Genomic DNA, 22,828 nt, shown 5'->3' with positions numbered 1-22,828 from the left:
GCGTGCGATTTTACTCCCGTCACTCCGCCGCTTGCGGGGCCGTTTTCCGGCCATAGGTGCCGCCGAGATAGGCCCATTCCGGCCGTTTGAACAAGAACCAGCCAATGCCGGTTTTCTGGATGACCCACAACAGGATCACCGGCGCAATGACGGCGACGATGTTGACGATCAGCGACACTGTGCCAACATCAAGAATATCGAGTTTCAGCAGGATCACCCGCGTGAGGCCCATCGGGAAGAAGAACGCCAGATAGATCACGATGGAGTTCGCGCCGAAGTGGCGCAGGAAGTCCATGCTGCCGGCTTTGACGATGAGCGCGCTGGTGAGAATGATCGCACCCGCGCCGGCTGCTCCGAGTGCCAGCGACACAAGTGGCAATTCAGACCAGCCGATAAAGACCAGACCACCGTTGATGGCGCCCCAGACGAGCAGGAGCGCTAAGCTCAGAGAGACCCTGTCCCGTGCCCACTCTGCAAGCTCAAAGATTTTCGGCGCGAAAATGTAGCCGGCATAAAAATAAACGAAACGCGATGCGAACTCATCAACCAAAAGCCAGCCGGTATGGATCGGTGCGATCTGCAAAAGCGCCGCAATCCCGAGCATCACTTGCCAGGGCACGCCTTTGTCATGCGCCAACTTGCACACGACAAAGAAGATCGGCAGCATGTAGATGAACCACAGCGTTCCAAAGGGCTGAAAGAAACTAACCAGATAGAACTGAAAAGCTCCCGCCCAGCCCATTTCACCGGCAAAGACCGGCGCCTTGACGGCAAACTGAATGGTCATCCAGAGCACATAAAAGTAAGCGAAATGAACGACTTTCCGGTCGAGATAGAGCTTCCAATCCCGCGTGATGACATTTGACAGGAAAAGACCGGAGATCAGAAAGAAGTCCGGCATCCGGAAGGGCGCGGCAAAGGCGATAACCGCATGCATCCAGCCGGTTTCACCAGCGGCCGCTTCAACACCCAGCACGGCGTGCATCATGACGACAAAGACGATGCAAATGCCTTTTGCCGTATCTACCCAATCAACGCGCGGAGCCTGTACCATGACCGTTTACCTGCTTCGGAAATCTCCAATCCGGGCAGGTCTAGCGCGCAACTGGTAAAAATTACGCATAAAGCAAAGTCACGTTTCGGTGATTTTTTGCGGAAATGGCAAACAATCTATGAGTTCGGTTTTTCCGACCCATCGTTCCAGGGACTGATGCGCGGCTGACCGGACGTTTGGCTTCCGGCATCCGGGCCATGGTTGGTTTCTTTCCAGTCTTCCTCATCGAGATCCACAACACCATCCTCGTTCCGCGGACGCATGGTTCCACCCTCCATGATCACAACATTGGAGCGCGCGATGATGAACTTCGCAAGACTTTCGCGGACCGGCGGAATAAACAGCAGCAAACCAATGGCGTCCGTGACAAACCCCGGGATCAAAAGCAGAATACTCGCCAGCACAATCATGGCGCCTTGCATGACCTCGTTGCCCGGCGCTCGTCCTCCATCGAGCTCCTTCTGCATCCGCATCAAAAGCGACAGCCCCTGCTGACGCAGCATGAGCGTACCGGCCATGGCCGTCAGCACGGTCAAAAGGATCGTCGGCAGAACCCCAAGAAGCTCGCCAACCCAAATGAAAACCGAGATTTCGATCAGAGGCAGGAGTATAATGCCTGCTATGATATAAAGTCCCACGGAGGCTCCATCGTCTGGTAGGGTGGAAATCTGTACTATCTGACCCAAAGATGTAGACACTCTGTCACAAAAATGCGAGCGGCCGGTCGCAAGGAATGTGCACTTCGATCAAATTCAGTCTTGCTCTTGGGTCTGGATGCTGGTTGAAGAACCCACTAAATAGAACATATCTGACCTAAACGTGCGTCGCACGGGCCTTGCAAAACAAGTCAGAGGCAGCCTACCAGCCTCTGAAAGGGTAGCCGGAATAGAAGATGAATGAAATTTTTGATCCCCTAAATCTGCTGCTTCTTGGACTGGCGGTGTTCATTTTGTTCCGGTTGCGCTCTGTTCTCGGCAAACGCACCGGCGAGGAACGACCACCGTTTGACCCGTACTCAAAGCCGGAGCAGCAAAATGGTCAGGCCAACGGCCAGGACAATGTCATTCCGCTGCCGCATCAGGGGCAACAATCGCCGGACGGTTACGACGACATGGCTCCGGCGCGGCAGGAAGAAGATGGTGAAGTGGTCATCGACAAGGTCGCACCGGCTGGCTCTGCACTGAACAACGCGCTGAAGCAAATCCTGTCCGTTGACCGAAGCTTCGAGCCGGAACCTTTCCTGCAAGGTGCAAAAGCCGCATACGAAATGATCGTAATGGCGTTTGCCGATGGCGATAAGAAGGCTCTCAAAAATCTTCTGTCCCGTGACGTGTTTGAAGGCTTTAGCGCTGCGATTGACGATCGTGAAAAACGCGGCGAAACAATTGAATCCACGTTCGTTGGCATCGACAAAGCCGAAATCGTGGAAGCGGCCCTCAAGGACACCACCGCACAGGTTACTGTCCGGATCCATAGCCAGCTGATCTCAGCAACACGCGACAAAGGCGGCGAAGTTGTTGATGGTGACCCCGCTAAAGTGACGGAAGTCATTGATATCTGGACCTTCGCCCGTGACACCGCTACGCGGGATCCGAACTGGAAGCTGGTCGCGACCGAATCCGCCGAGTAAATTCGTGAGTGCCCCGGCAGGCATGCGCGGATCAACGCGGCCGTCTGGTTTGGCAATAGTATCTAAGGGCGCGGCTTTTGCCGCGTCTCTTTTTGTTGCAGGACCTTTAACTGCCATGGCGCAAGGCCCGATCCGATCTGCCGATCTTATACCAGTCCAATTCGCCGATCTCAGCGGTTGGTCAACAGACCGGCACGCGGACGCACTCGTTGCGTTCAAGCGGTTTTGTGGGTCTGGTGCGCCGTCAGTTGCAAACCGGGGACCATTCCAGCTTTCCAAAGACCATCGCAACGCGCTGTGCAAGGCGGCGCAAGCGTCAAAGGATGCGCGTTCGTTTTTTGAAACCCATTTCGCGCCATTTCAGGTTCGAGCGCCCGGGTTCGTGACCGGGTATTTCGAACCTGAGGTGGCCGCGTCCCGGGAAAAAACGGCCGAATTCAACGTGCCCCTTCTGAAAAAACCCGATGGGCTCGTTCACGTGCCAGCAAAGGCCCGTCCGACTGGTTGGCCAACTCACCTGACACATGGCCGCAGGATCAACGGCCAGGTGACCGAAATGCCCGACCGCGGTGCCATCATGGATGGCGCCCTTGATGGCGAGGGTCTGGAACTGATCTGGCTTCGCAACCCGATCGACGCCTACTTCATCCATGTCCAGGGCTCCGCGCGCTTGAAACTCGTTGATGGCTCGACGATGCGGGTCGGGTATGCGGGAAAAACCGGGCACCCCTACACCGGAATAGCCCGGCTTTTGGTTCAGCGCGGTGAAGGCACTCCGGAAGATTTCACGATGTCCGGCTTGCGCCGCTGGCTGGAACAAAACCCGGATGACCGGGACCCGCTTTTCAAGGAAAACCGGTCTTATATCTTCTTCCGGGAAGTCACTGAAGCTGCACCAAACGAAGGGCCGATCGGCGCAGCAAGGCTACCTCTTGTGCCCGGTCGAAGTCTGGCAATTGACGACAGCGCCATGCCGTATGGGGTTCCTGTCTTTGTCTCCACGGAGTTTGAAGATCCACAGAAACCCGGTCAGCAATACCGCCGCCTGATGGTGGCCGACGACACAGGTTCTGCAATCAGGGGTCAATCCCGAGGCGACATCTTTGTCGGCTCCGGAGACGATGCCGGACGCATTGCCGGTGAGATCCGGCATGGAGCCACCTTTACTGTGTTGCTGCCCAGGCGCTCAACTGGCCTCGGGAACTGACGGCATGAGCAAGCGCGGCAGAAAGGGCATGCTGTCTCCCGAAGACCGGGAACTCTGGGGTAAGGTCGCCAAAACAGCGACACCGCTTGATACAGAGCGCGCCAAGGCTCAAATGGCAGAGCTGGAACAGTTCATAGATGCAACACCCAAGGCGGCTGCAAAATCTCCGAAAACATCAACCGCAATTCATCCACCAGAACCGGCGAAACCTGTGGCATCGCCACCATTGCGGCAGCTTGAGCACCGGTACCGCAAGAAGCTGGTGCGCAGTGTCAAACAAATCGACGCCCGGATCGACCTGCACGGCCTGACGCAGGACAGAGCCCATGACCGCTTACGCGGGTTTCTCTATGAAGCCCAGGCGCGCGGACACAAGGTCGTGCTGGTGATTACCGGCAAAGGCGGCGGGCCCGGCTATGCCTATATGGACGAACGCGGAATTTTGCGCAGAATGGTACCGCAATGGCTGGCAATGCCGGATGTTCGCCACCTTGTCGTCGGCTACGAAGAAGCCCACACGACCCATGGCGGATCCGGCGCGCTTTATGTGCGAATAAGAAGACGCAGGTAGGAACGTGACACCTCTTGGGGCCAAAATTCGTGAACTCAGAGCAAAACAGGGTGTTTCCCTGAAAGAAATGGCAGCGGCCCTGTCCGTTTCCAGTGCCTATCTATCTGCGCTGGAACATGGCAAGCGCGGCAAACCAACCTGGTTCTTGGTGCAAAGGATCATTGCCTACTTCAACGTGATCTGGGATGAAGCTGAGGAAATCCAGCGGCTTGCTGAGCTCTCCGACCCGCGGATCACCATCGACACTGCCGGCATGAACCCCAAGGCAACGGAACTTGCCAATCAACTCGCGCTGAAAATCGGCGGCCTTTCCGATGCCTCTCTCGAAGGGCTGCTGCACCAACTGCGCGTTGCCGCCGTAAAAGACGACATCTGACGTGCATCGGTATTTACACGTCCTTATTATCAAGGCGCTATAAACCGCGCGCGCCACAATTCGGCAATGACCTATTTTGGAAGTTTGAGATCGGTATGACATCCACCCAAGACGACCACTCCGGATTGATCGATGCCGATGCGCTGCGGACGCGCCTGACAGCGCTGACTGAGGCGACCGATGGTGAGGGGTCTGATCCCAAGGTCCGCAACGCCGTTCTGGGCGAGCTGAAAACCGCAGTTCGGGATGCCCGGAAAATTGCCGAAGACAAACTCGCCGATGATGGTGGCGGACTGTTGTGCGCCCAGCGCCTGTCTTTCATCCAGGATGAAATCATCCGGGTTATCTACGATTTCGCGCTTTACCACGTCTACCGGATCAAGAACCCGTCGGCAGCCGAACGCATGTCGGTCGTCGCAGTTGGTGGATACGGACGCGGTACACTGGCGCCTGGTTCCGATATCGATCTGTTGTTTGTCCTGCCGTACAAGCAGACACCTTGGGGTGAGCAGATCGTTGAGTACATCCTCTACATGCTCTGGGACCTGGGCTTCAAGGTCGGCCACGCAACGCGCAACATCGACGAGTGCATCCGGTTGTCAAAGGCGGACATGACGATCCGCACGGCCATTCTGGAAGCCCGCCACATCTGGGGCGATGAAGAGCTGTTCGAGGACCTCGTTGCCCGTTTCCAAAAGCAAGTGGTGGAAGGCACCAGCTCCGAGTTTATTGCGGCCAAGCTGCAGGAACGGGACGAACGGCACCGCCGCCAAGGCACGTCCCGCTATCTTGTCGAGCCGAATATCAAGGAGGGCAAGGGGGGCCTTCGGGATCTGAACACCCTGTTCTGGATTGCCAAATATCACTACCAGGTGTCGAGCCAGTCAGAACTGGTAAAGATCGGCGTTCTGAACCGGTCAGAAACGAGCCGTTTCAAGCGCGCCGAAGACTTTTTGTGGGCAGTCCGGTGCCACTTGCACTTCCTGACCGGCCGCCCGGAAGAGCGGCTGTCTTTCGATGTCCAGCGCGAGATCGCAGTGCGGCTCGGCTACACCCAGCATCCAGGCATGAAGGATGTCGAGCGCTTCATGAAGCACTACTTCCTGATCGCCAAAGAAGTTGGTGACCTGACGCGCATTCTGTGTGCCGCCCTGGAAGACGAACATGTGAAAGACCCGCGCGGGCGCGGCATTTCGGGCATCATGCGGCGTTTTCGTGTTGGCCGGGCGGACAACAACGCGCCGCAACCGGTCAAGGGTGCACCCGGCTTCGTTGTTGAAAACAACCGGCTGAGTGTGACTGCGGACACCATCTTTGAGACCGACCCGGTCAACCTCCTGCGGGTGTTTCAGCTTGCAGACAAGCATGATTACAACATGCACCCGCGCCTGACCCGGCTCATCCGCCATTCGCTGAAACTGATCAATAACGATGTGCGCAAAGACCCCGAAGCGAACAGATTGTTTTTGTCCGTGCTCACATCGCGCAATCATCCGGAAAAGATCTTGCGGAAGATGAACGAGACCGGCGTCCTCGGCCGGTTCGTACCCGAGTTCGGCAAGGTCGTCGCGATGATGCAGTTCAACATGTATCACCACTACACGGTCGACGAACACCTGATCCGCTCAATCGGCGTTCTGGCCGAGATCGAGCGCGGCGACTCTGGCGAAGATCATCCCCTATCCACGGACCTGATCCGCACGTTGCAAAACCGCAAACTGCTTTATGTCACGATGTTCCTGCATGACATCGCCAAGGGGCGCCCTGAGGACCACTCCATTGCCGGCGCAAAGGTGGCACGCAAGCTCTGCCCGCGGTTTGGGTTGAACGAAGCGGAAACCGAAACTGTCGCCTGGCTGATTGAACACCATCTCGACATGAGCACGATTGCCCAGTCGCGCGATCTGTCGGACCGCAAGACAATCACCGACTTTGCCCATACCGTGCAATCTCATGAGCGTTTGAAACTGCTCCTCATCCTGACCGTCGCGGACATTCGCGCCGTTGGACCGGGTGTTTTCAATGGCTGGAAGGGGCAGCTGCTCAGGACACTTTACTATGCCACCGAACCGCACCTGACAGGTGGGCATTCCAAGATGTCCCACGGTCAAGCCATCACCCAAGCCAAGGAAGAACTGGTCTCGCGGCTCGGGCATTGGACGGACAAAGACCGGAAGGCCTATTTAAACCGTCATTATCCGGCATATTGGCTACGAACAGAACCGGACCGGCTGGAGACCCATGCCGAACTGCTTCACAAGGCAGATAAAAATGGCGAACAACTCTCATTCGATGTGACGCCGCGCGCTTTCGAGGGGGTCACCGAACTGACCATCATGGCGCAGGACCATCCGCGTCTTCTCTCGGTGATTGCCGGCGCCTGCTATTCGACCGGCGCGAACATCGTTGATGCACAAATCGACACGACAACAGACGGTTTTGCCCTTGATACGATTTTCATAGGCCGCGAGCTTCCGGGCGATGATGACGAACGCCGCCGCGGCGAGCGCATTACCGCATTGATCGAAAAAACGCTGCGCGGTGATGAAAGAATCCCGGAACCGGTGGCGAAAAAAGGATCGGTGAAAGGCCGGATGAAGGCCTTCAAGGTGGCCAGTGAAGTGCTGTTGAACAACACCTTGTCCGATGACTACACGGTTCTGGAGGTGTCCGGCCTTGACCGTCCAGGCCTGCTTTACGACCTCACCCGGTCCATCGCGACACTCAATCTCAACATCGGTTCGGCGCATATTTCCACCTTCGGAGAAAAAGTGGTCGACGTATTTTATGTGACCGATCTGACAGGCCAGAAAATCGCTAATATCGGCCGCCAGGAAATCATTCGCGAACGCCTAGAAGCTGCTGTCGAAGGCCAGGTGGAACTGGATCCGGCTGCACCGGTTGCACGCAAAGTCCGCCGTCAGGCGTCCTGAGCGGCTATCTCAGAAAGAAGTACACCGTGTCTGGAGCCCAGCTGGCATGAACCTGGTTCGGAATTTCGCAACTGTGGGCGGCGCCACCCTGATGAGCCGTGTTCTCGGTTTTGTCCGGGACGTATTGCTCGCCGCTGCAGTCGGCGCGGGTCCGGTGGCCGATGCTTTCGTGGTTGCCTTCCGGCTGCCGAACCTGTTCCGCCGGTTGTTTGCCGAGGGCGCGTTCAACTCCGCCTTCATTCCCCTTTTTGGGCGCACTGTCGAAGAAGACGGCGAGGAGGGTGCCCGGCGCTTTGCCGGTGAAATTGGTTCGGCCTTGCTGTTTTGCCTTCTGGCTCTGACCGCACTCGCCCAGATCTTCATGCCCTTTGTTGTTTGGGCTTTGGCCCCGGGCTTCGTGTCTGATCCGGAAAAGTTCGATCTGACAGTTTTGATGTCGCGGATCGCCTTTCCGTACCTGATTTTCATGTCGATGCTCGCCTTCATTGGCGGCATCTTGAACACTTATCAGCGCTTTGCGGCCGCCGCTTTTGCGCCGGTCATGCTGAATGTGGTCATGGGACTGGTGCTCGGCGGAGTTTTGTTCTGGGGCGTCGAAGACAGCACAACTCTTGGCATCATCCTGACACTCGGCATCACGTTCGGCGGCATCGTTCAGCTGACCGTGGTGGTGATTGATCTGAAGCGTCTTGGCTTCCGCATTCCCGTTTACCGGCCGCGCTATACAAAATCGGCCAAACGCCTGCTGGTGCTTGGCATTCCAGGTGTGATTGCGGGAGGCGTCACACAGATCAACATCGCCGTCGGACAGGTGATTGCCTCGATGCAGGACGGGGCGAATGCCTTGCTCTACTACGCTGACCGGCTGTATCAGCTGCCGCTTGGTGTCATCGGGATTGCCTTCGGCGTGGTGCTGTTGCCAAGCCTGACCCGGCAGCTCCGCTCCGGCGAAACAGCCGCTTACCAAAAGACCCTGAACCGGTCGCTGGAATTCTCTCTAGTTCTGACTTTGCCCGCAGCTGTCGCGCTGGCGGTTATTCCTGACGAGATCGTCTCGGTGCTGTTCCAGAGAGTCCGGTTCGATGAGGCCGCCGTAGAAGGAACGGCAGCAGCCTTGATGGCATTTTCGTTCGGCTTGCCTGCCTTTGTCCTGAACAAGGTGTTCTCGCCAGGCTACTTTGCCCGCGAAGATACCAAAACTCCGATGAAGTTTGCGGCGATCGGCATGGTGGTCAACGTTGCCTTGTCGATCGCCTTCTTTCCCTTCCTGCAGCATGTCGGGATCGCGCTGGCAACCACGATTGCCGGTTGGGTAAACACCGGTTTCCTGGTCATCGTGCTTTGGAAACGGGGACATTTCGCCCCGGACTCCACGGTCTTGAGAAAACTGATGCTGGTGCTTCTGGCGAGCCTGTTGATGGGGCTTGTCATTCATTTCGCAGCAGATGCTCTTGCGCCTTACCTGAAGGATGGATGGCTTTTGATAAGGGTCGCCAGCCTCGGCGCCCTGGTGCTGATCGGTATCGCCGTATTCGCCCTTTTTGCGCAGATCAGCGGTGGCAGCGATCTGGTTGGTCTTGTGAAATCGTTGAAGCGGCGCAACACCTGACGCGCAAACGCTTGTCGGAACGGCATCTTTGCTTGCATCGAAGCACGCTGAGGCCTAAACCCGTCGCGCCCAAAACATTCACAGCGCCCTTCCAACCGGCCGCACCAATAAGGGATATGAAATGACGGCGTTCCAGCCCCGTGTCTTTTCCGGCGTTCAGCCCACAGGCAATCTCCACCTTGGCAACTACCTTGGCGCAGTGTCGCGCTGGGTTCCGCTGCAAGACCAGATGCCTGCGATCTTCTGTGTCGTGGACTCCCATGCGATTACAGCAGGTTTTCCGGACCCGAGTGAACTGACAAACGCAACGCGTGAAGTAACGGCCGCTTATATGGCGGCTGGGATTGATCCCAAGAAATCGATCATCTTCAACCAATCCCAGGTCCGTGAGCACATGGAACTGGCCTGGATCTTCAACTGCGTTGCCCGGATGGGCTGGCTCAACCGCATGACCCAGTTCAAGGAAAAGGCGGGCAAGAACAAGGAAAACGCTTCTGTTGGCCTGTTCGCCTACCCGAACTTGATGGCGGCTGACATTTTGGCCTATCGCGCAACCCACGTTCCGGTGGGCGATGACCAGAAGCAGCACCTGGAACTCACCCGTGACATCGCGGCGAAGTTCAACAACGACTTTGGCGCCCGGATCAAGGAACTCGGGATTGGCGTTCCAAACCCGACACCTTCGCCCGAATTGCCGGAAGAGCTCTATTTCCCGTTGACCGAACCGATGATCGCTGGCCCGGCCACCCGGATCATGTCCCTGCGCGACGGCACGAAGAAGATGTCGAAATCCGATCCTTCGGATCTTTCGCGCATCAACCTGAAAGATGATGCGGACGCGATTGCCAAGAAGATCAAAAAGGCAAAAACCGATCCGGACGCGCTGCCGAGCGAGACCGATGGCCTGGAAGGCCGGCCGGAAGCTGACAACCTTGTTGGCATCTTTGCGGCTCTCAATGGCATGTCTAAAGACGACGTTCTGAAAGAGTATGGCGGACAGCAGTTCTCTGCGTTCAAACCAGCGCTTTCAGATCTCGCCGTTGCCAAGCTCGCTCCGATGACGGACGAAATGCGGAGGCTGACCGGCGATCCGGCTCAGATCGATGCAATCTTGAAGGAAGGCGCGGAAAACGCCTCTGCGATTGCCGAGCCCGTTCTGAAGGACGTGCGCAAGATCATTGGTTTTCTGGACGTCCGATAAAACCAACTGATCATAAGAAAAAGGCCGGGTTCGCGTCGAACACCGGCCTTTTTACATCCCAGTGATCTTTTAGTGCTCAGTACGAACACGGCTCCAGCGTGATGCCGTCAGGCAGCTTTGTATTTTCATCTCCGCAAGCATCGATGATCCGGCTTGGGTCGAGATTTGAAGCACCGGTCAAATCTGCACCTTTCAACCGCGTCCGCCGCAACAGGGCCCCATCGAAGTCCACGTTTGTCAGATTAGCGCCGCTCAAATTGGTGCTGACCAAGCGAGCCCCGGACAAATCCGCTCCTGAAAAATCCGCATTGACGGCCTGGGCACGGTCCAGCTTGACATTGCGCATGCGAGCACCCTGAAAGACGGAATTCAGAAGATCCATCCGCTCCAGGTTGGCGTTGTCCAATTTGGCGGATTTGAACGATGTGTTCTGAGCAATAGCGCGGATCAACGTCACATTGCGCAGGTCTGCACCCTCGAATGTGGAGCCGGTCATGACAGCTGCATTCAAGTCCGCGTCGCGAAGATCAGCATCGCGGAAAATCGAACTGTTGAGGTTTGATTTTTCCAAATCTACGGCCCGCATCGACGCACCAGCAAAATCACTGGCCGAAAAATCGGCCCGTTCGGCCTCAGTGCGCCGGAAATCGGATCGTTCAAAGTTCGATCTCGGCATCACAGCTTCTTTGAGGTCGACCTCACGCAAATTGGCCCGATGAAAGTCTGCGCCCTCGAGCGTCATCCCACGCAAGGTCGCAAGAGATAGATTACACCGCGGGCAGCCGCCGTCTTCGAGAATTTGTGGAACGCGCGGATCCAACTCCATCGCGCTGGTCTGCGGCACCAAGGTAACGATAACCGCGCCTGCCGCCAAAAAGCTGAAAACCGACTTTTTCATAACCGATCCTTTTTTCATAACCCTTGACATAAGTGCGATCTGCGGCGGTTCAAAGGCCAAGAATTTCACGATCTCCAAAACCGGATCGTAAGCTGAGATCACTAAAACCGAAAACCATGAAGATTGTGTGCGAATTGCATCCCTGAACGGGAGCAAAAGTTGGAACGGAAGAAACAGGCGGGGTCGCAGGTGCCTGCTTCTTCCATTCACAATGTCGCTGACGACGCACTACCTGACAATCAGCGTGCCGACTAAGCAGCAAAAGGCTTGCCAATTGGTTTCTTTATTCAAACACGCAAGATTTAGAATCTACGGTATCTGCAATCACAAGATACTGAATTTGTTTAGATATTGTTCAGGCCTCGCGCATTGCAATATGCAAGGCGAGTTGCAAACATTCTAAATGAGAGGTTAACAAACCAACCGCACCGGCTCACCAGCGATCAAGCGAATTCCTTGCGCAGATCAATGGTGGAGCGCTCGCCTATGTCGTCAAAATGCCGGTCGAGCCAATCTTTTGCCGTCTGGCGGCCAACGTCACGCAAGTGCGTCAGGAAATCCCACTCCGCATTCAGCTTGGAAGAGGCCTGAAGTGGTTTGAGTTCTTCGGCCGCAATCCGGTGCAGATGTACCTTGGTGTATTCCTTGCGGTCCAGCTTGCCCTCTTCGATCAGGCGCGTGACGAAGTCGATTGCCCTGAGTTCCCTCAAGAGCGTGGAGTTGAAGGTGATCTCATTGAGACGGTTGACGATTTCGCGAGCCGTCCGGGGCACTTCGCGCCGCTCGATCGGGTTGATCTGAATGAGGACGACATCCGATGTTTCGGTTTCATAAAACAGCGGATAGAGCGGCGGATTGCCCATGAACCCACCGTCCCAATAGGGTTCTCCATCGATCTCCACCGCTTGGTAGAGCTGTGGCAGGCACGCCGAGGCCATCACCGCATCAAGCGTCACTTCCTTCTCGCTGAAAACCCGGATCTTGCCCGTAAAGACATTGGTCGCAGCGATGAACAGCTTCAGATCGGAGCAGCAGTGCACCTTTTCAAAATCGACCGTCCGTTCAACGATGTCGCGGAGGGGATTGAAATTCAGCGGGTTGAATTCATACGGCGAAGCGAACCGCGAGAGCACATCGAAATAGAGATAACTCGGTGAATAATCGAGGCTCCAATGACCCAGAAGCACATCCAGCGGCGAGCGCTGGATGGGACTGGTTCGCGCCTCGGTGCTGACTTCGCGCCAGAAGGCTTCCAACGTTGCACGCGCGCCCTCTTCCCCGCCAGCTTCCAAGCCGCTGGCCAACACAACCGCATTCATTGCCCCGGCGGATGTCCCGGTGATCCCGTCCAGTTCGAACCGGCTGTCTTCCAGGAACCAATCGAGCACACCCCAGGTGAAGGCGCCATGCGCGCCTCCCCCTTGCAAAGCCAGATTGATCTTTTTTGGATCTGACATGGCTCTTTTCGCTCCTGCAGGCTTGTGTCTGTTGGCTTACTGAGCGGTCCAGCCGCCATCCATCGTCATGATGGCACCGGTAATCGAAGACGCCGTGTCGGAGCACAAGAAGACAGCGTAACCGGCGACCTGTTCGATGGTGACGAATTTCTTGGTTGGCTGGGCCTTCAAAAGCACATCTTTCTTGACCTCTTCCTCGGTCATGTTCCGTGCTTTCATCGTGTCCGGGATCTGGGCTTCAACCAGCGGCGTCCAGACATAACCGGGGCAGATCGCGTTAACGGTGATACCTTGCTCGGCCACTTCGAGCGCAACGGTCTTGGTCAGGCCGGCAATGCCATGTTTGGCGGCGACATAAGCGGATTTATAAGGGGACGCGACGAGAGCGTGCGCGGAGGCTGTATTGATGATCCGGCCCCAACCGTTTTCTTTCATTCCCGGCACCGCCGCGCGGATCGCATGGAAGGCAGAAGACAGATTGATCGCAATGATGGCGTCCCATTTGTCGATCGGGAACTCATCAACCGGGGAGACATATTGGATGCCTGCGTTGTTCACCAGGATGTCCACAGACCCGAATTCCTTCTGTGTGTCAGAGATCATTCCTGCGATTTCATCGCCTTTCAGCATGTTGGCCGGTGAGTAGACACACTTCACGCCAAAATCAGCTTCTATGGCTGCGCGGGTCTTTTCAATTTCATCGGCATCGCCGAGACCGTTGATGACCACGTTGGCGCCTTTTTCAGCGAAGGCGCGGGCACATCCGAGGCCAATCCCGGACGTTGACCCTGTAACAACTGCTGTCTTATTGGCGAGCATCAGAAAATCCTCCCGAAATGAATGAAACGTCTGGCGGGACTTTTGACCAGTTATCGCCGCACTGCAACATGAGAATCGAAATTCGCGCCTGAAACCGCTGACTTCGGTCAAACACGTTCAACGGCGGCGCATTTTTTGCGCTCCGGCTAGGGCCTTGCGTGCCTTTGATCGCGCTTTTTCGTCGGCGGCACTGCGGGTTTCTTCAACCTGCTTCAGGTCTTCGGCCCGCAAGCCAATGCGGACAGCAAACCGTTCACGGACCATGCCGTAAAACGTTGCATGGAGATTGGCGAAGACCCACACCGTGATCAGCATCGTCGCCATTGGAAAAGCGGCTGACCGGATATGCTGCCAGAACACATTGGCGGCAAGAAAGTTCTCCATGAGGCTCAGAACCAGGCCGACGCCGGCGACGAGAACGGCAGCAAGCAAGCTCATCACCAGCGCCGCAAACGCCATCGGCCAACCAAGCCCGTTGGTGGCGCGCCAGCTTTCCTTGAACGTGAGGGGATCATCAACGGCAGCAGCCGGCAGAACGAGAGAGAACTTCTGGGTCACCATCAGCGCGATGAAGGGCGCCGCGAGAAACGCGATTGCGCCCAATCCACCTGTAATCGCAGCGAGGATGCTGGCGGCAATCCCGAGCGGGATCAAAGACAAGAACCCGATCAGGTTCAAAACAATCATGTTGATGATCACCTTAAACGTTCTGGGCCCCACAAACAGAGGGAAGTCGCGCGCATCAATCAGGATCTTGCGAACATAGGCAATGGCAATCGAGAACCCGACCAAAAGGTTCGCAAGGGCCGCAAGTGCTCTCATTGCCCCCTCGTCCACCGTCTCAACCGGTTCGGTCATATAGGAAATGGTGCTGAACCCACCGCTCGGCATCAAAGAAGACCCGATCGCGAAGTTGAGCGCGACAAGCACCAGAATGTAGGCCCAGCCGGTCTTGAACAGCGTTCCAATATTGTGCTGCGCCAGTGACAGTGACCGTTCCAAAACGGTGATAAACATGGGTTCCCCTCGAATTCCGGTTCTCACCCAAGATAGGTCTTTTCGGACGATCCGCTAGTTTTGCGGCGCTTGCGTCTGTCTTTCCATGGCCATGCGATAACCCGCTGTGATCACCGAAATCCCAAGCACGGTCACGATGATCTGCAACAACACATTCAAGATCATCACCTTGATCTGGATGAACAAGGCAGGCAGGCCGATCGAGACAACCGTAAGTGCCCACTGAAGCCCCATAGTTACAAGAACAAAGGGCAGGGACAGAACCACGATGGCCACCAACATCCGCCAACCAAGCCCTTTGCCGATCCGCAAGGCTTCGCCAAATCCGATTGGCCGCTCGATCGCAGTCGCTGGCAGCACCAGATTAAGCCGCATCAAAAACGGCATGATGACGAGGGCAAAGCCCAAAACAAGCGCAATGATTGCCACGCCAGATGCCGATTCCGACGGCATGAATGCGACAAAAACGAGAGGCAGGGAAACGGCGAACCCAAACAGACCGATCAGAAGCATCCGCCAGATGAACTGGACTTCGATTTTGCCAAAGCGCAAATAGATATTGCCGACCCTTTCGCCAAGAAGGCCAAACCGGTGCCACGCAACGGATATGGATGCCGACGAGATCAGCGCGACGAGAGTGCTCGTCATCAACAACAAGCCTGCAGCTGGTGGCAATGTTTCGGCATCGGCAGGAACACCGGCGGTCGCAGTCAGGATAAGAATAGAAATCAAAAACTGGATCAAAAACCAGGCTCCGCAGACCTTGAAGACTGTTTCCAGATGTCCGAAGACCAGTGATGCCGCATCACTCAGCAACCGTTTGAGCATTGTCGAACCCGCCACGTTACTATTGTTGGGACCAATGCCCCGCTAAAATCTCGCTTGTCATATGGGGCAAACGGCACGCGCGCAATGACAACAAGCGCAAGTTCCACCCCCACTGAGCGCGCTGCCATTGCCCTTTTTTTGCAGACACCCTATTGATGCGCTGGAAAACCCAGGCACACTCCCACATATGGGACGCATGAACGACAACCGGTTGGCCTTGCCATGATTGATGATTTCGCAACTCCCCTACCGCGCCGCAAATCAGTTGGGGTAAAGGTTGGCTCAGTGATGGTTGGCGGCGGCGCGCCGATCGTGGTTCAGTCCATGACCAACACGGATACTGCAGACGCGGATTCTACGGTCGCGCAGGTGTCGGCGCTCGCACGGGCAGGCTCGGAAGTCGTTCGGATCACTGTCGATCGTGCAGAAGCAGCCGCCCAGGTCCCGCATATCAAGGAACGTTTGGACCGGATTGGCGTGGACGTTCCTCTGGTGGGCGACTTTCACTATATCGGCCACAAGCTCCTCACCGACTATCCAGACTGCGCCGCAGCTCTCGACAAATACCGCATCAACCCGGGCAATGTCGGCTTCAAGGCCAAGCGCGACACGCAGTTTTCCCAGATAATCGATATCGCGCAAAAGCACGACAAACCTGTGAGGATCGGCGTCAACTGGGGCTCGCTAGATCAAGAGCTTCTGACAAAGCTGATGGACGAGAACGCAGAGAGCGCTTCCCCCGTCTCGGCAAACGCAGTCATGCGTGAAGCAATTATCCAGTCCGCACTCTTGTCGGCAGAACGCGCAGAAAACCTTGGCATGGGCCGCGACAAGATCTTGTTGTCGGCCAAGGTCAGCCAGGTGCAAGACTTGATTGCCGTTTATGCCGACCTTGCCCGCCGCTGTGACTACGCGTTGCACCTCGGCCTGACGGAGGCGGGCATGGGTACCAAGGGCATTGTGTCATCCGCAGCGTCGATGGGTATTTTGCTGCAACAAGGCATCGGCGACACGATCCGCGTGTCCCTGACACCAGAGCCGGGCGGTGACCGGACCCGTGAAGTCCAGGTCGCCCAGGAACTCCTGCAAGTCATGGGGTTCCGCGCATTTGTGCCGGTAGTGGCAGCTTGTCCGGGTTGCGGCCGCACGACCTCCACGGTCTTCCAGGAACTCGCGCAGGACATTCAGGACCACATTCGGGTCTCAATGCCGAAGTGGCGCGAACAGTATCCAGGCGTTGAGAGCCTGAACGTTGCCGTGATGGGCTGCATCGTCAATGGACCGGGTGAATCCAAGCACGCCGATATCGGCATTTCGCTCCCCGGAACAGGCGAAACACCCTCAGCGCCCGTTTTCATTGACGGCGAAAAGGCAACCACATTGCGTGGCGAGGGCATCGCGGATGAGTTCAAGCAAATGGTGCTGGAATACATCGAAAAGCGCTATGGTGACGGCAAAACAACCAACACTGATGCTGCCTAACCGCCAATCCGGCGAACCCTCAATTGAAAGCCGCCTATGACGCAGCCGCCTGCCGGATCTGAACCGGTAACAAAACCGATCCTTGTCATCACATCTCAAGTGGTGCGCGGCGGCATATCCGGCCGCGGTCTGACGTTTGCGCTGGAGCGGAACGGTCATGATGTCTGGTTCCTTCCGACCATCTTACTGCCTTGGCACCCGGGACACGGCAAGGGAACGCGGATTGTCCCGCCAACCGCTGATTTTTCCGCAATCGCTTCCGATCTGGCAGGATCGGCGAAGCTCAGCGAGATCGGGGGTATCATCACCGGGTATCTCGGCAGCCCGGACCAGGCTCCGGTAATTGCGGATCTGATCAAGGTGGTCAAAACCGCCAACCCAGAAGCGCCTTATCTGTGCGATCCGGTCATGGGCGATCACACATCTGCTTCGGGAGGCGGGCTTTACGTTCCTGAAGCAACTGCTGAAGCCATTCGAGACCATCTGGTTCCGCTGGCCGATATCGTCACCCCAAACAGTTTTGAACTTGGCTGGTTAACCGGCAGAGAAATCTCCAGCGAGCTGGAGGCTCTATCAGCGGCCCGGGATTTGGGCACCGAGCGCGTCCTGGTGACGTCGGCACCGGCCTTGCGCCGCAATGCGATCTCCAATCTGCTCGCCGGCCCAAGAGGCGCCGTTGCCGCTGAACATGCAGCAATTACCAACCCGCCGCACGGTACGGGTGATCTGATAGCCGGTCTGCTTTTGATCAACCGGCTCGCTGGATTGGACGATGAGGAGGCCGTAAAGCGCGCTTCAGCCTCTGTTTTTGAACTTGTCGCGCGCAGCGTCAAAAAAGGAGCGGATGAGCTCCTCTTTGCCGATGAACAACAGTCCGTAGTCCGAGCCATGGCGCTGGTCACTTCCCGGCGTGTTATGGAAGCCAAAGCCCGTGCCTGAGAGCACCGGGACCTGGGTCGCCGGTGTTGACGGCTGCCGGGCCGGCTGGATCGCAGTTCTCCGAAACGTGAGCGATCCCAAAGATCTCAAACTTCAGCTTTTTGAACACTTTGCGGATCTTCTTTCCGTCCAGCCCGATTTGAAGATCATTGCGGTTGACATGCCGATCGGGTTGCCGGACCACCTTGGACCAGATGGCAGGGGGGCTGAAAAGGCTGCTAGAAAGCACCTTGGAATGCGTCAGTCTTCCGTGTTTTCCGTGCCGTCGCGCGCTGCGGTCTACGAGGAGGATTACAGAGCTTCATGTGAAACGTCGCTTAAAACCTCCAGCCCACCCCGCAAGGTCTCAAAACAATGCTTTTATCTGTTCCCCAAAATCCGTGAAATCGACGGCCTGATGACGCCTGCGCTACAAGAGCGGATTCATGAAGTGCATCCAGAGCTCGCTTTTTGGCGTTTGAACGAAGAGGCCGAAATGAGCCTGCCAAAGAAGGTCACGAGCCGCGCGAACCCGGAAGGTTTGGATCAGCGCCGTGACCTACTCGTCTCCAAAGGCCTGCCAAAACCCTTCCTGGATCAAAAGCCTCCAAGGGGGTGCGGCCGCGACGATCTCCTTGACGCGGCGGCCAACAGCCTGATTGCAGAGCGAATTTTCAACCGGCAGGCTGAACCGTTTCCTGAAAATTATCAGCGCGACGGCAAAGGCCTGCGCATGGCGATCTGGGCCTGACACACCCTCGAAATCAATCAATGATTGCATTTCGTGACATTTTCAAAATTCCTATATCTTAAGTTGATGAAAATTCAATATCACGTTTAAATACCGGGTGAGTTCCTATGTTTTTTTGGAGTGAACCATGGCCAAAAAACGGAAGACTGCAGGTAAATCCGACACAGAGTCCACTCAGCACATACTCCGCAAATTTATCAGAACGCGCGGCAGCGATTACCTTAACGATCCCAACGTCACATCCATCGGAATAGGTCGAAAAAACAACACCGGCGAAGTCAGTGTTGTGTTCACAGTTGGTCAGAAAGCAGAAGTGTCGGGGCTGGAAGCCCTAGGCACAAAAGAACTGCCAAAAACAATCGCCTTTGAAGGCATTACAATCCCGACCGATGTCGTGGAACGCGGGTTCAAACCGTCCTATCAGGTTATCAGTCCGGAGACCCAGTCCGTCTTGAAAACAAGACTCGATCCGGTTGTCCCGGGGGCAAGCGTTTCTCACGTGGATGGCACCGCGGGCACACTGGGCATGATCGTGTTCGACGACGAAACCGGGGCTCCATGCATTCTCTCCAACTGGCACGTACTTCACGGACCCACGGGCGAGATAGGAGACCCGATCGTTCAGCCCGGGCCGCATGACGACAACAACATCGCAGACAACTATTGCGGCGACTTGGAAAGGAGTCATCTTGGGATCGCGGGCGATTGCGCCATCTCCCGCCTGCGGGACCGCGAATTTGATCCAGAGATCCATAACCTCGGGGTTGCACCGCAGAGAATGGCAGAGGTTGAGCTCGACGACAGAGTCGTCAAGACAGGGCGGACAACCAATACGACCTACGGAATAGTCAGACGGACCGACGTCATCGCGAAAATTAATTACGGCAGTCATGTGGGCGAAAAAGCAATTGGCTGTTTTGAGATCGCACCGGACCCCAAAAAACCCGCACCGAACAACGAGATCAGCATGGGCGGCGACTCCGGCAGTGCATGGATGATCTTCGACAAACAAAAGGCAACAGACATCTTCGCAGGCCTGCATTTTGCGGGCGAGACCGGCGACAACCCGGACGAACATGCGCTTGCCTGTTACCCAGCCTCCGTCATGAACAAGCTCAGGTTCTCTCTGACGCCTCCGGAAACAAATCTCGTTCCAGGTGATACGGCGGAAGCCTTTGGAGCTCGGTCTGGTTACGATGCCGACTTCCTTGGCTTCCACGCTCCAATGCCCGGCATGTCGACCGCCATCAAACGGGACGCGGTGAATTTTGGCCGCAAGCAGACAATCCCCTATACCCACTTTTCCGTATGCCTGAGCGCCACACGGCGCATGGCCCGCTTTGTGGCGTGGAACGTTGACGGCGCGCGAAAAGTGACCTTGGGCAGCCACAGTTTCAAGGAAGATCCGAGAATCGAGAGTGGACTGCAGTGGAACAACAGTCTTTATGAAGACAACAAGCTGGATCGCGGGCACATCGCGCGAAGGGCTGATTTGGCCTGGGGGCCGGTGCCCGAAGCGCGCCAGGCAAACAAGGATTCCTACTACTACACAAACATTGCCCCGCAACACGAGCGCTATAATCGGTCCAGCCTTGGCGGGCTCTGGGGACGACTTGAAAACATAATACTTGAACAGGCTGCCGATCAGGACATTCGGGTATCGGTGATCTCAGGTCCCGTCTTTTCGGACGAGGACATCGAGTATCGTGGCGCCCGGATCCCGCGGGATTATTGGAAACTGGTCGCCTATCGCGGTGCCGCTGGCAACCCGACAGCTGCCTGCTTCGTGCTTTCCCAGAACGACCTGCTGAGTGACCTGGAAACGCTCGACTTCGATCCATTCCGATTGTTCCAGATTTCTGTTCATGAGCTGGAAATCCGGACAGGACTTGGCTTTGATGCATATGCGGACGCTGATATCACCCAAAACGAGGCGCTTCTATCGACTTTGAGTGTTGAAAGCCTTGGCGGGGAGACAATCAAGACCCAGGTTCGTGAAATAACAAGCGCAACCCAAATCGCGATCTAGTGTCAGGACCTCTTCGCGGTTGTCCGAAAATGCAGGACCGGATTACTGATTGGGCGTTCTAACCAGAATGAACCAAGAGTACCCGGTCCAGTTTTGTCGGCATCTCAACAGGTGCCAGAATCAAAATCTCTTCCCTTTTCGCGCAAGCCTGTTATAAGGCGCGCCGCTCGCTTCAAAGGCAAGCCACCGGTCGCAGCCTACCCGGTGACGGACGTTTCAACGAACGTCCACAGCGAAAACAAGGGACCAATACGTTGAAAACACTTGTCATCTGTTCCGGCGGAATGGATTCCGTCACCCTTGCGCACAAAATCGCGCAGGAACACGAGCTGATCGGCCTGATCTCCTTCGACTATGGCCAGCGCCACAAGAAGGAGCTGGACTATGCCAAAGCCTGTGCCGATGCGCTTAACACCGAGCACATCCTGATCGACATCACGAACATCGGCCGCCAGCTGACCGGCTCGGCATTGACCGATAACATTGATGTGCCCGACGGCCACTATGCTGAAGACACCATGAAGATCACCGTGGTGCCCAACCGCAACGCGATCATGCTGACCATCGCCTATGGTATTGCGTCGGCTCGCGGCGCCCAGGCCGTCGCAACGGCCGTTCATGGCGGCGATCATTTCATATATCCGGATTGCCGGCCTGCCTTCACCGAGAGCTTTGAAGAAATGCAGCGCCATGCTTTGGAAGGCATGGGCGAGATCAAGCTCTACACGCCGTATGTGCGTGTCAGCAAAGCCTATATCGCAGCCGAGGGCGCAAATCTGGGCGTAGACCACACCAAATCGTGGTCTTGCTACAAAGGCGGTGAGATCCATTGCGGACGCTGTGGCACCTGTGTCGAGCGGCGGGAAGCCTTCCACCTTGCCAAGGTGGACGATCCAACAACCTATGCCGACCCCGACTTCTGGAAAGGGGCCTGCAATGTATAGGATCACCAAGGAATTCCATTTCTCCGCATCGCATCAGCTGATCGGGCTTCCGGATGATCATCCCTGTGCCCGGTTTCACGGCCACAACTACGTGGTCGAAGTCGAATTGGCGTCTTCTGAGCTCAATCAGATCGGTTTCGTCCGGGACTACAATGAGCTAAAATCCCTGAAGACCTATATCGACGACACGCTCGATCACCGGCATCTCAACGATGTTCTTGGCGATGACAGTGTCACTGCGGAGCGTCTCGCCAAGCATCTTTTCGACTGGTGCGTGGAAAAATGGCCGGAGACAACAGCTATCCGGGTTAAGGAAACACCCAAAACATGCGCTGAGTACCGGCCACTGACCTATACCCCGGTGGAGGCCCGCCAATGAGCATTGGACAAATTCGGGTCAATGAGATTTTTGGACCAACGATCCAGGGTGAAGGTGCCCTCATTGGTCAGCCGACAATATTTGTTCGCACAGGCGGTTGCGATTACCGCTGCAGCTGGTGCGATACACTGCACGCCGTCGACAGCGCCTACCGGGACGACTGGCACCCGATGACGCCGCAGGCAATCCTGATGCAGATCGAAATCCTCAGCGGCGGCAAGCCTTTGATGGTCTCGCTGTCCGGGGGCAATCCGGCGATCCAACCACTTGGATCGTTGATCGAGCTCGGCAGGCGGGAAGGCTATCGTTTTGCCCTGGAAACACAGGGCAGCATTGCAAAGGACTGGTTTGCGGCGCTCGATGTCCTGACGTTGAGCCCCAAGCCGCCCTCCAGCGGCATGGACACCGATTGGCAAAAACTCGCGGAATGTGTCGAGGCGGCCGGAGCAGACACCCAGACAGTCTTGAAAACCGTGATCTTCGATGACGCGGACTACGACTATGCCAAGGATCTTGCTGCGCGCTATCCGGAGCTGCCGCTTTATCTGCAGCCGGGCAACCACACGCCACCGTCACCGGCCGCAGCAGATGCTCCGATCGACATGCCCGGCATCATGGACCGGATGCGTTGGCTGGTGGACAAAGTGGCTGGTGACCGCTGGTACACACCAACGGTCCTGCCGCAGCTGCATACCCTGATCTGGGGCAACTTGAGAGGCGTTTGA

At 56.4% G+C, this 22,828-nt stretch carries 21 protein-coding genes; 14 read left to right on the top strand and 7 right to left on the bottom strand.

Annotated features, from left to right (window positions below; all coding sequences use genetic code 11):
- Window positions 1-19 precede the first annotated feature (19 nt).
- Both AC0J4F_RS05705 and AC0J4F_RS05700 read right to left on the bottom strand, forming a co-directional pair.
- On the bottom strand, window positions 20-1,054 hold the full coding sequence (locus AC0J4F_RS05705) for an acyltransferase family protein (RefSeq protein ID WP_133952833.1): 1,035 nt from the start codon (window positions 1,052-1,054) through the stop codon (window positions 20-22).
- Window positions 1,055-1,170: 116 nt separating this feature from the next.
- Window positions 1,171-1,692 carry an FxsA family protein gene (locus tag AC0J4F_RS05700; protein ID WP_166672856.1) on the bottom strand — a complete coding sequence of 174 codons (522 nt, stop codon included), beginning with the start codon at window positions 1,690-1,692 and terminating at the stop codon, window positions 1,171-1,173.
- 254 nt (window positions 1,693-1,946) lie between these two features.
- On the opposite strand from AC0J4F_RS05700, the gene AC0J4F_RS05695 reads away from it, so the two are divergent.
- From AC0J4F_RS05695 to trpS, 7 genes are all read left to right on the top strand, one after another.
- Complete coding sequence (locus AC0J4F_RS05695) at window positions 1,947-2,684, top strand: Tim44/TimA family putative adaptor protein (RefSeq protein WP_133952832.1); 738 nt, start codon at window positions 1,947-1,949, stop codon at window positions 2,682-2,684.
- A gap of 115 nt (window positions 2,685-2,799) precedes the next feature.
- Complete coding sequence (mltA, locus tag AC0J4F_RS05690; protein ID WP_133952831.1) at window positions 2,800-3,891, top strand: MltA domain-containing protein; 1,092 nt, start codon at window positions 2,800-2,802, stop codon at window positions 3,889-3,891.
- Window positions 3,892-3,895: 4 nt separating this feature from the next.
- Window positions 3,896-4,462 (top strand): Smr/MutS family protein, encoded by a 567-nt coding sequence (locus AC0J4F_RS05685; protein WP_473025663.1) that lies wholly within the window; start codon window positions 3,896-3,898, stop codon window positions 4,460-4,462.
- Window positions 4,463-4,466: 4 nt separating this feature from the next.
- A complete protein-coding gene (locus AC0J4F_RS05680; RefSeq protein ID WP_133952829.1) occupies window positions 4,467-4,838 on the top strand; it encodes a helix-turn-helix domain-containing protein in 372 nt (123 codons plus the stop codon).
- 95 nt (window positions 4,839-4,933) lie between these two features.
- A complete protein-coding gene (locus AC0J4F_RS05675) occupies window positions 4,934-7,771 on the top strand; it encodes a [protein-PII] uridylyltransferase (RefSeq protein WP_473025662.1) in 2,838 nt (945 codons plus the stop codon).
- 46 nt (window positions 7,772-7,817) lie between these two features.
- Window positions 7,818-9,380, top strand: a complete 1,563-nt coding sequence (gene murJ, locus AC0J4F_RS05670) for a murein biosynthesis integral membrane protein MurJ (protein ID WP_473025661.1) — start codon at window positions 7,818-7,820, stop codon at window positions 9,378-9,380.
- Window positions 9,381-9,501: 121 nt separating this feature from the next.
- Window positions 9,502-10,581: a tryptophan--tRNA ligase gene (gene trpS, locus AC0J4F_RS05665; protein WP_209176386.1), complete on the top strand. Its 1,080-nt coding sequence runs from the start codon at window positions 9,502-9,504 to the stop codon at window positions 10,579-10,581.
- A 76-nt stretch (window positions 10,582-10,657) separates the two neighbouring features.
- Here the strand turns inward: trpS and AC0J4F_RS05660 are convergent, their stop codons facing one another.
- From AC0J4F_RS05660 to AC0J4F_RS05640, 5 genes are all read right to left on the bottom strand, one after another.
- Window positions 10,658-11,479 (bottom strand): pentapeptide repeat-containing protein, encoded by an 822-nt coding sequence (locus AC0J4F_RS05660; RefSeq protein ID WP_473025660.1) that lies wholly within the window; start codon window positions 11,477-11,479, stop codon window positions 10,658-10,660.
- A gap of 443 nt (window positions 11,480-11,922) precedes the next feature.
- Window positions 11,923-12,936, bottom strand: a complete 1,014-nt coding sequence (locus AC0J4F_RS05655; protein WP_473025659.1) for a patatin-like phospholipase family protein — start codon at window positions 12,934-12,936, stop codon at window positions 11,923-11,925.
- A gap of 36 nt (window positions 12,937-12,972) precedes the next feature.
- On the bottom strand, window positions 12,973-13,755 hold the full coding sequence (locus AC0J4F_RS05650) for a 3-hydroxybutyrate dehydrogenase (RefSeq protein WP_395173785.1): 783 nt from the start codon (window positions 13,753-13,755) through the stop codon (window positions 12,973-12,975).
- Between the two features lie 117 nt (window positions 13,756-13,872).
- Window positions 13,873-14,772: a 4-hydroxy-3-methylbut-2-en-1-yl diphosphate synthase gene (locus AC0J4F_RS05645; RefSeq protein ID WP_473025658.1), complete on the bottom strand. Its 900-nt coding sequence runs from the start codon at window positions 14,770-14,772 to the stop codon at window positions 13,873-13,875.
- Between the two features lie 54 nt (window positions 14,773-14,826).
- The gene (locus tag AC0J4F_RS05640; RefSeq protein WP_473025656.1) at window positions 14,827-15,600 is read right to left on the bottom strand and encodes a hypothetical protein; all 774 of its coding nucleotides are present in this window, start codon (window positions 15,598-15,600) and stop codon (window positions 14,827-14,829) included.
- A 222-nt stretch (window positions 15,601-15,822) separates the two neighbouring features.
- On the opposite strand from AC0J4F_RS05640, the gene ispG reads away from it, so the two are divergent.
- From ispG to queE, 7 genes are all read left to right on the top strand, one after another.
- On the top strand, window positions 15,823-17,082 hold the full coding sequence (gene ispG, locus AC0J4F_RS05635; protein ID WP_473025655.1) for a flavodoxin-dependent (E)-4-hydroxy-3-methylbut-2-enyl-diphosphate synthase: 1,260 nt from the start codon (window positions 15,823-15,825) through the stop codon (window positions 17,080-17,082).
- A gap of 36 nt (window positions 17,083-17,118) precedes the next feature.
- Window positions 17,119-18,021, top strand: coding sequence for a pyridoxal kinase (pdxY, locus tag AC0J4F_RS05630; protein WP_473025654.1), 903 nt, complete (start codon window positions 17,119-17,121; stop codon window positions 18,019-18,021).
- Window positions 18,014-18,751, top strand: coding sequence for a DUF429 domain-containing protein (locus AC0J4F_RS05625; protein ID WP_473025653.1), 738 nt, complete (start codon window positions 18,014-18,016; stop codon window positions 18,749-18,751). The genes pdxY and AC0J4F_RS05625 overlap by 8 nt, the downstream gene beginning before the upstream one ends.
- 127 nt (window positions 18,752-18,878) lie before the next feature.
- The gene (locus AC0J4F_RS05620) at window positions 18,879-20,780 is read left to right on the top strand and encodes a DNA/RNA non-specific endonuclease (RefSeq protein WP_473025652.1); all 1,902 of its coding nucleotides are present in this window, start codon (window positions 18,879-18,881) and stop codon (window positions 20,778-20,780) included.
- 254 nt (window positions 20,781-21,034) lie between these two features.
- On the top strand, window positions 21,035-21,724 hold the full coding sequence (gene queC / locus AC0J4F_RS05615) for a 7-cyano-7-deazaguanine synthase QueC (RefSeq protein WP_473025651.1): 690 nt from the start codon (window positions 21,035-21,037) through the stop codon (window positions 21,722-21,724).
- Window positions 21,717-22,103, top strand: coding sequence for a 6-carboxytetrahydropterin synthase QueD (gene queD / locus AC0J4F_RS05610; RefSeq protein ID WP_473025649.1), 387 nt, complete (start codon window positions 21,717-21,719; stop codon window positions 22,101-22,103). Before queC ends, queD begins: the two co-directional genes overlap by 8 nt.
- The gene (queE, locus tag AC0J4F_RS05605) at window positions 22,100-22,828 is read left to right on the top strand and encodes a 7-carboxy-7-deazaguanine synthase QueE (protein WP_473025647.1); all 729 of its coding nucleotides are present in this window, start codon (window positions 22,100-22,102) and stop codon (window positions 22,826-22,828) included. Before queD ends, queE begins: the two co-directional genes overlap by 4 nt.

This window comes from Roseibium sp. R5, assembly GCF_055755305.1.
The sequence above is the reverse complement of the archived record's forward strand: the minus strand, read 5'-3'. Positions and strand labels throughout refer to the sequence as shown.

Bases quoted from the DNA above. Each gene is read 5' to 3' on its own strand.
- AC0J4F_RS05645 (WP_473025658.1), bottom strand. From the start codon at position 14,772: ATGTTTATCACCGTTTTGGAACGGTCACTGTCACTGGCGCAGCACAAT.
- AC0J4F_RS05660 (WP_473025660.1), bottom strand. From the start codon at position 11,479: ATGAAAAAGTCGGTTTTCAGCTTTTTGGCGGCAGGCGCGGTTATCGTT.
- AC0J4F_RS05675 (WP_473025662.1), top strand. From the start codon at position 4,934: ATGACATCCACCCAAGACGACCACTCCGGATTGATCGATGCCGATGCG.
- AC0J4F_RS05650 (WP_395173785.1), bottom strand. From the start codon at position 13,755: ATGCTCGCCAATAAGACAGCAGTTGTTACAGGGTCAACGTCCGGGATT.
- AC0J4F_RS05695 (WP_133952832.1), top strand. From the start codon at position 1,947: ATGAATGAAATTTTTGATCCCCTAAATCTGCTGCTTCTTGGACTGGCG.
- AC0J4F_RS05685 (WP_473025663.1), top strand. From the start codon at position 3,896: ATGAGCAAGCGCGGCAGAAAGGGCATGCTGTCTCCCGAAGACCGGGAA.
- AC0J4F_RS05620 (WP_473025652.1), top strand. From the start codon at position 18,879: ATGGCCAAAAAACGGAAGACTGCAGGTAAATCCGACACAGAGTCCACT.
- queD (WP_473025649.1), top strand. From the start codon at position 21,717: ATGTATAGGATCACCAAGGAATTCCATTTCTCCGCATCGCATCAGCTG.
- ispG (WP_473025655.1), top strand. From the start codon at position 15,823: ATGATTGATGATTTCGCAACTCCCCTACCGCGCCGCAAATCAGTTGGG.
- pdxY (WP_473025654.1), top strand. From the start codon at position 17,119: ATGACGCAGCCGCCTGCCGGATCTGAACCGGTAACAAAACCGATCCTT.
- trpS (WP_209176386.1), top strand. From the start codon at position 9,502: ATGACGGCGTTCCAGCCCCGTGTCTTTTCCGGCGTTCAGCCCACAGGC.
- AC0J4F_RS05705 (WP_133952833.1), bottom strand. From the start codon at position 1,054: ATGGTACAGGCTCCGCGCGTTGATTGGGTAGATACGGCAAAAGGCATT.
- mltA (WP_133952831.1), top strand. From the start codon at position 2,800: ATGGCGCAAGGCCCGATCCGATCTGCCGATCTTATACCAGTCCAATTC.
- AC0J4F_RS05640 (WP_473025656.1), bottom strand. From the start codon at position 15,600: ATGCTCAAACGGTTGCTGAGTGATGCGGCATCACTGGTCTTCGGACAT.
- queE (WP_473025647.1), top strand. From the start codon at position 22,100: ATGAGCATTGGACAAATTCGGGTCAATGAGATTTTTGGACCAACGATC.
- murJ (WP_473025661.1), top strand. From the start codon at position 7,818: ATGAACCTGGTTCGGAATTTCGCAACTGTGGGCGGCGCCACCCTGATG.
- AC0J4F_RS05655 (WP_473025659.1), bottom strand. From the start codon at position 12,936: ATGTCAGATCCAAAAAAGATCAATCTGGCTTTGCAAGGGGGAGGCGCG.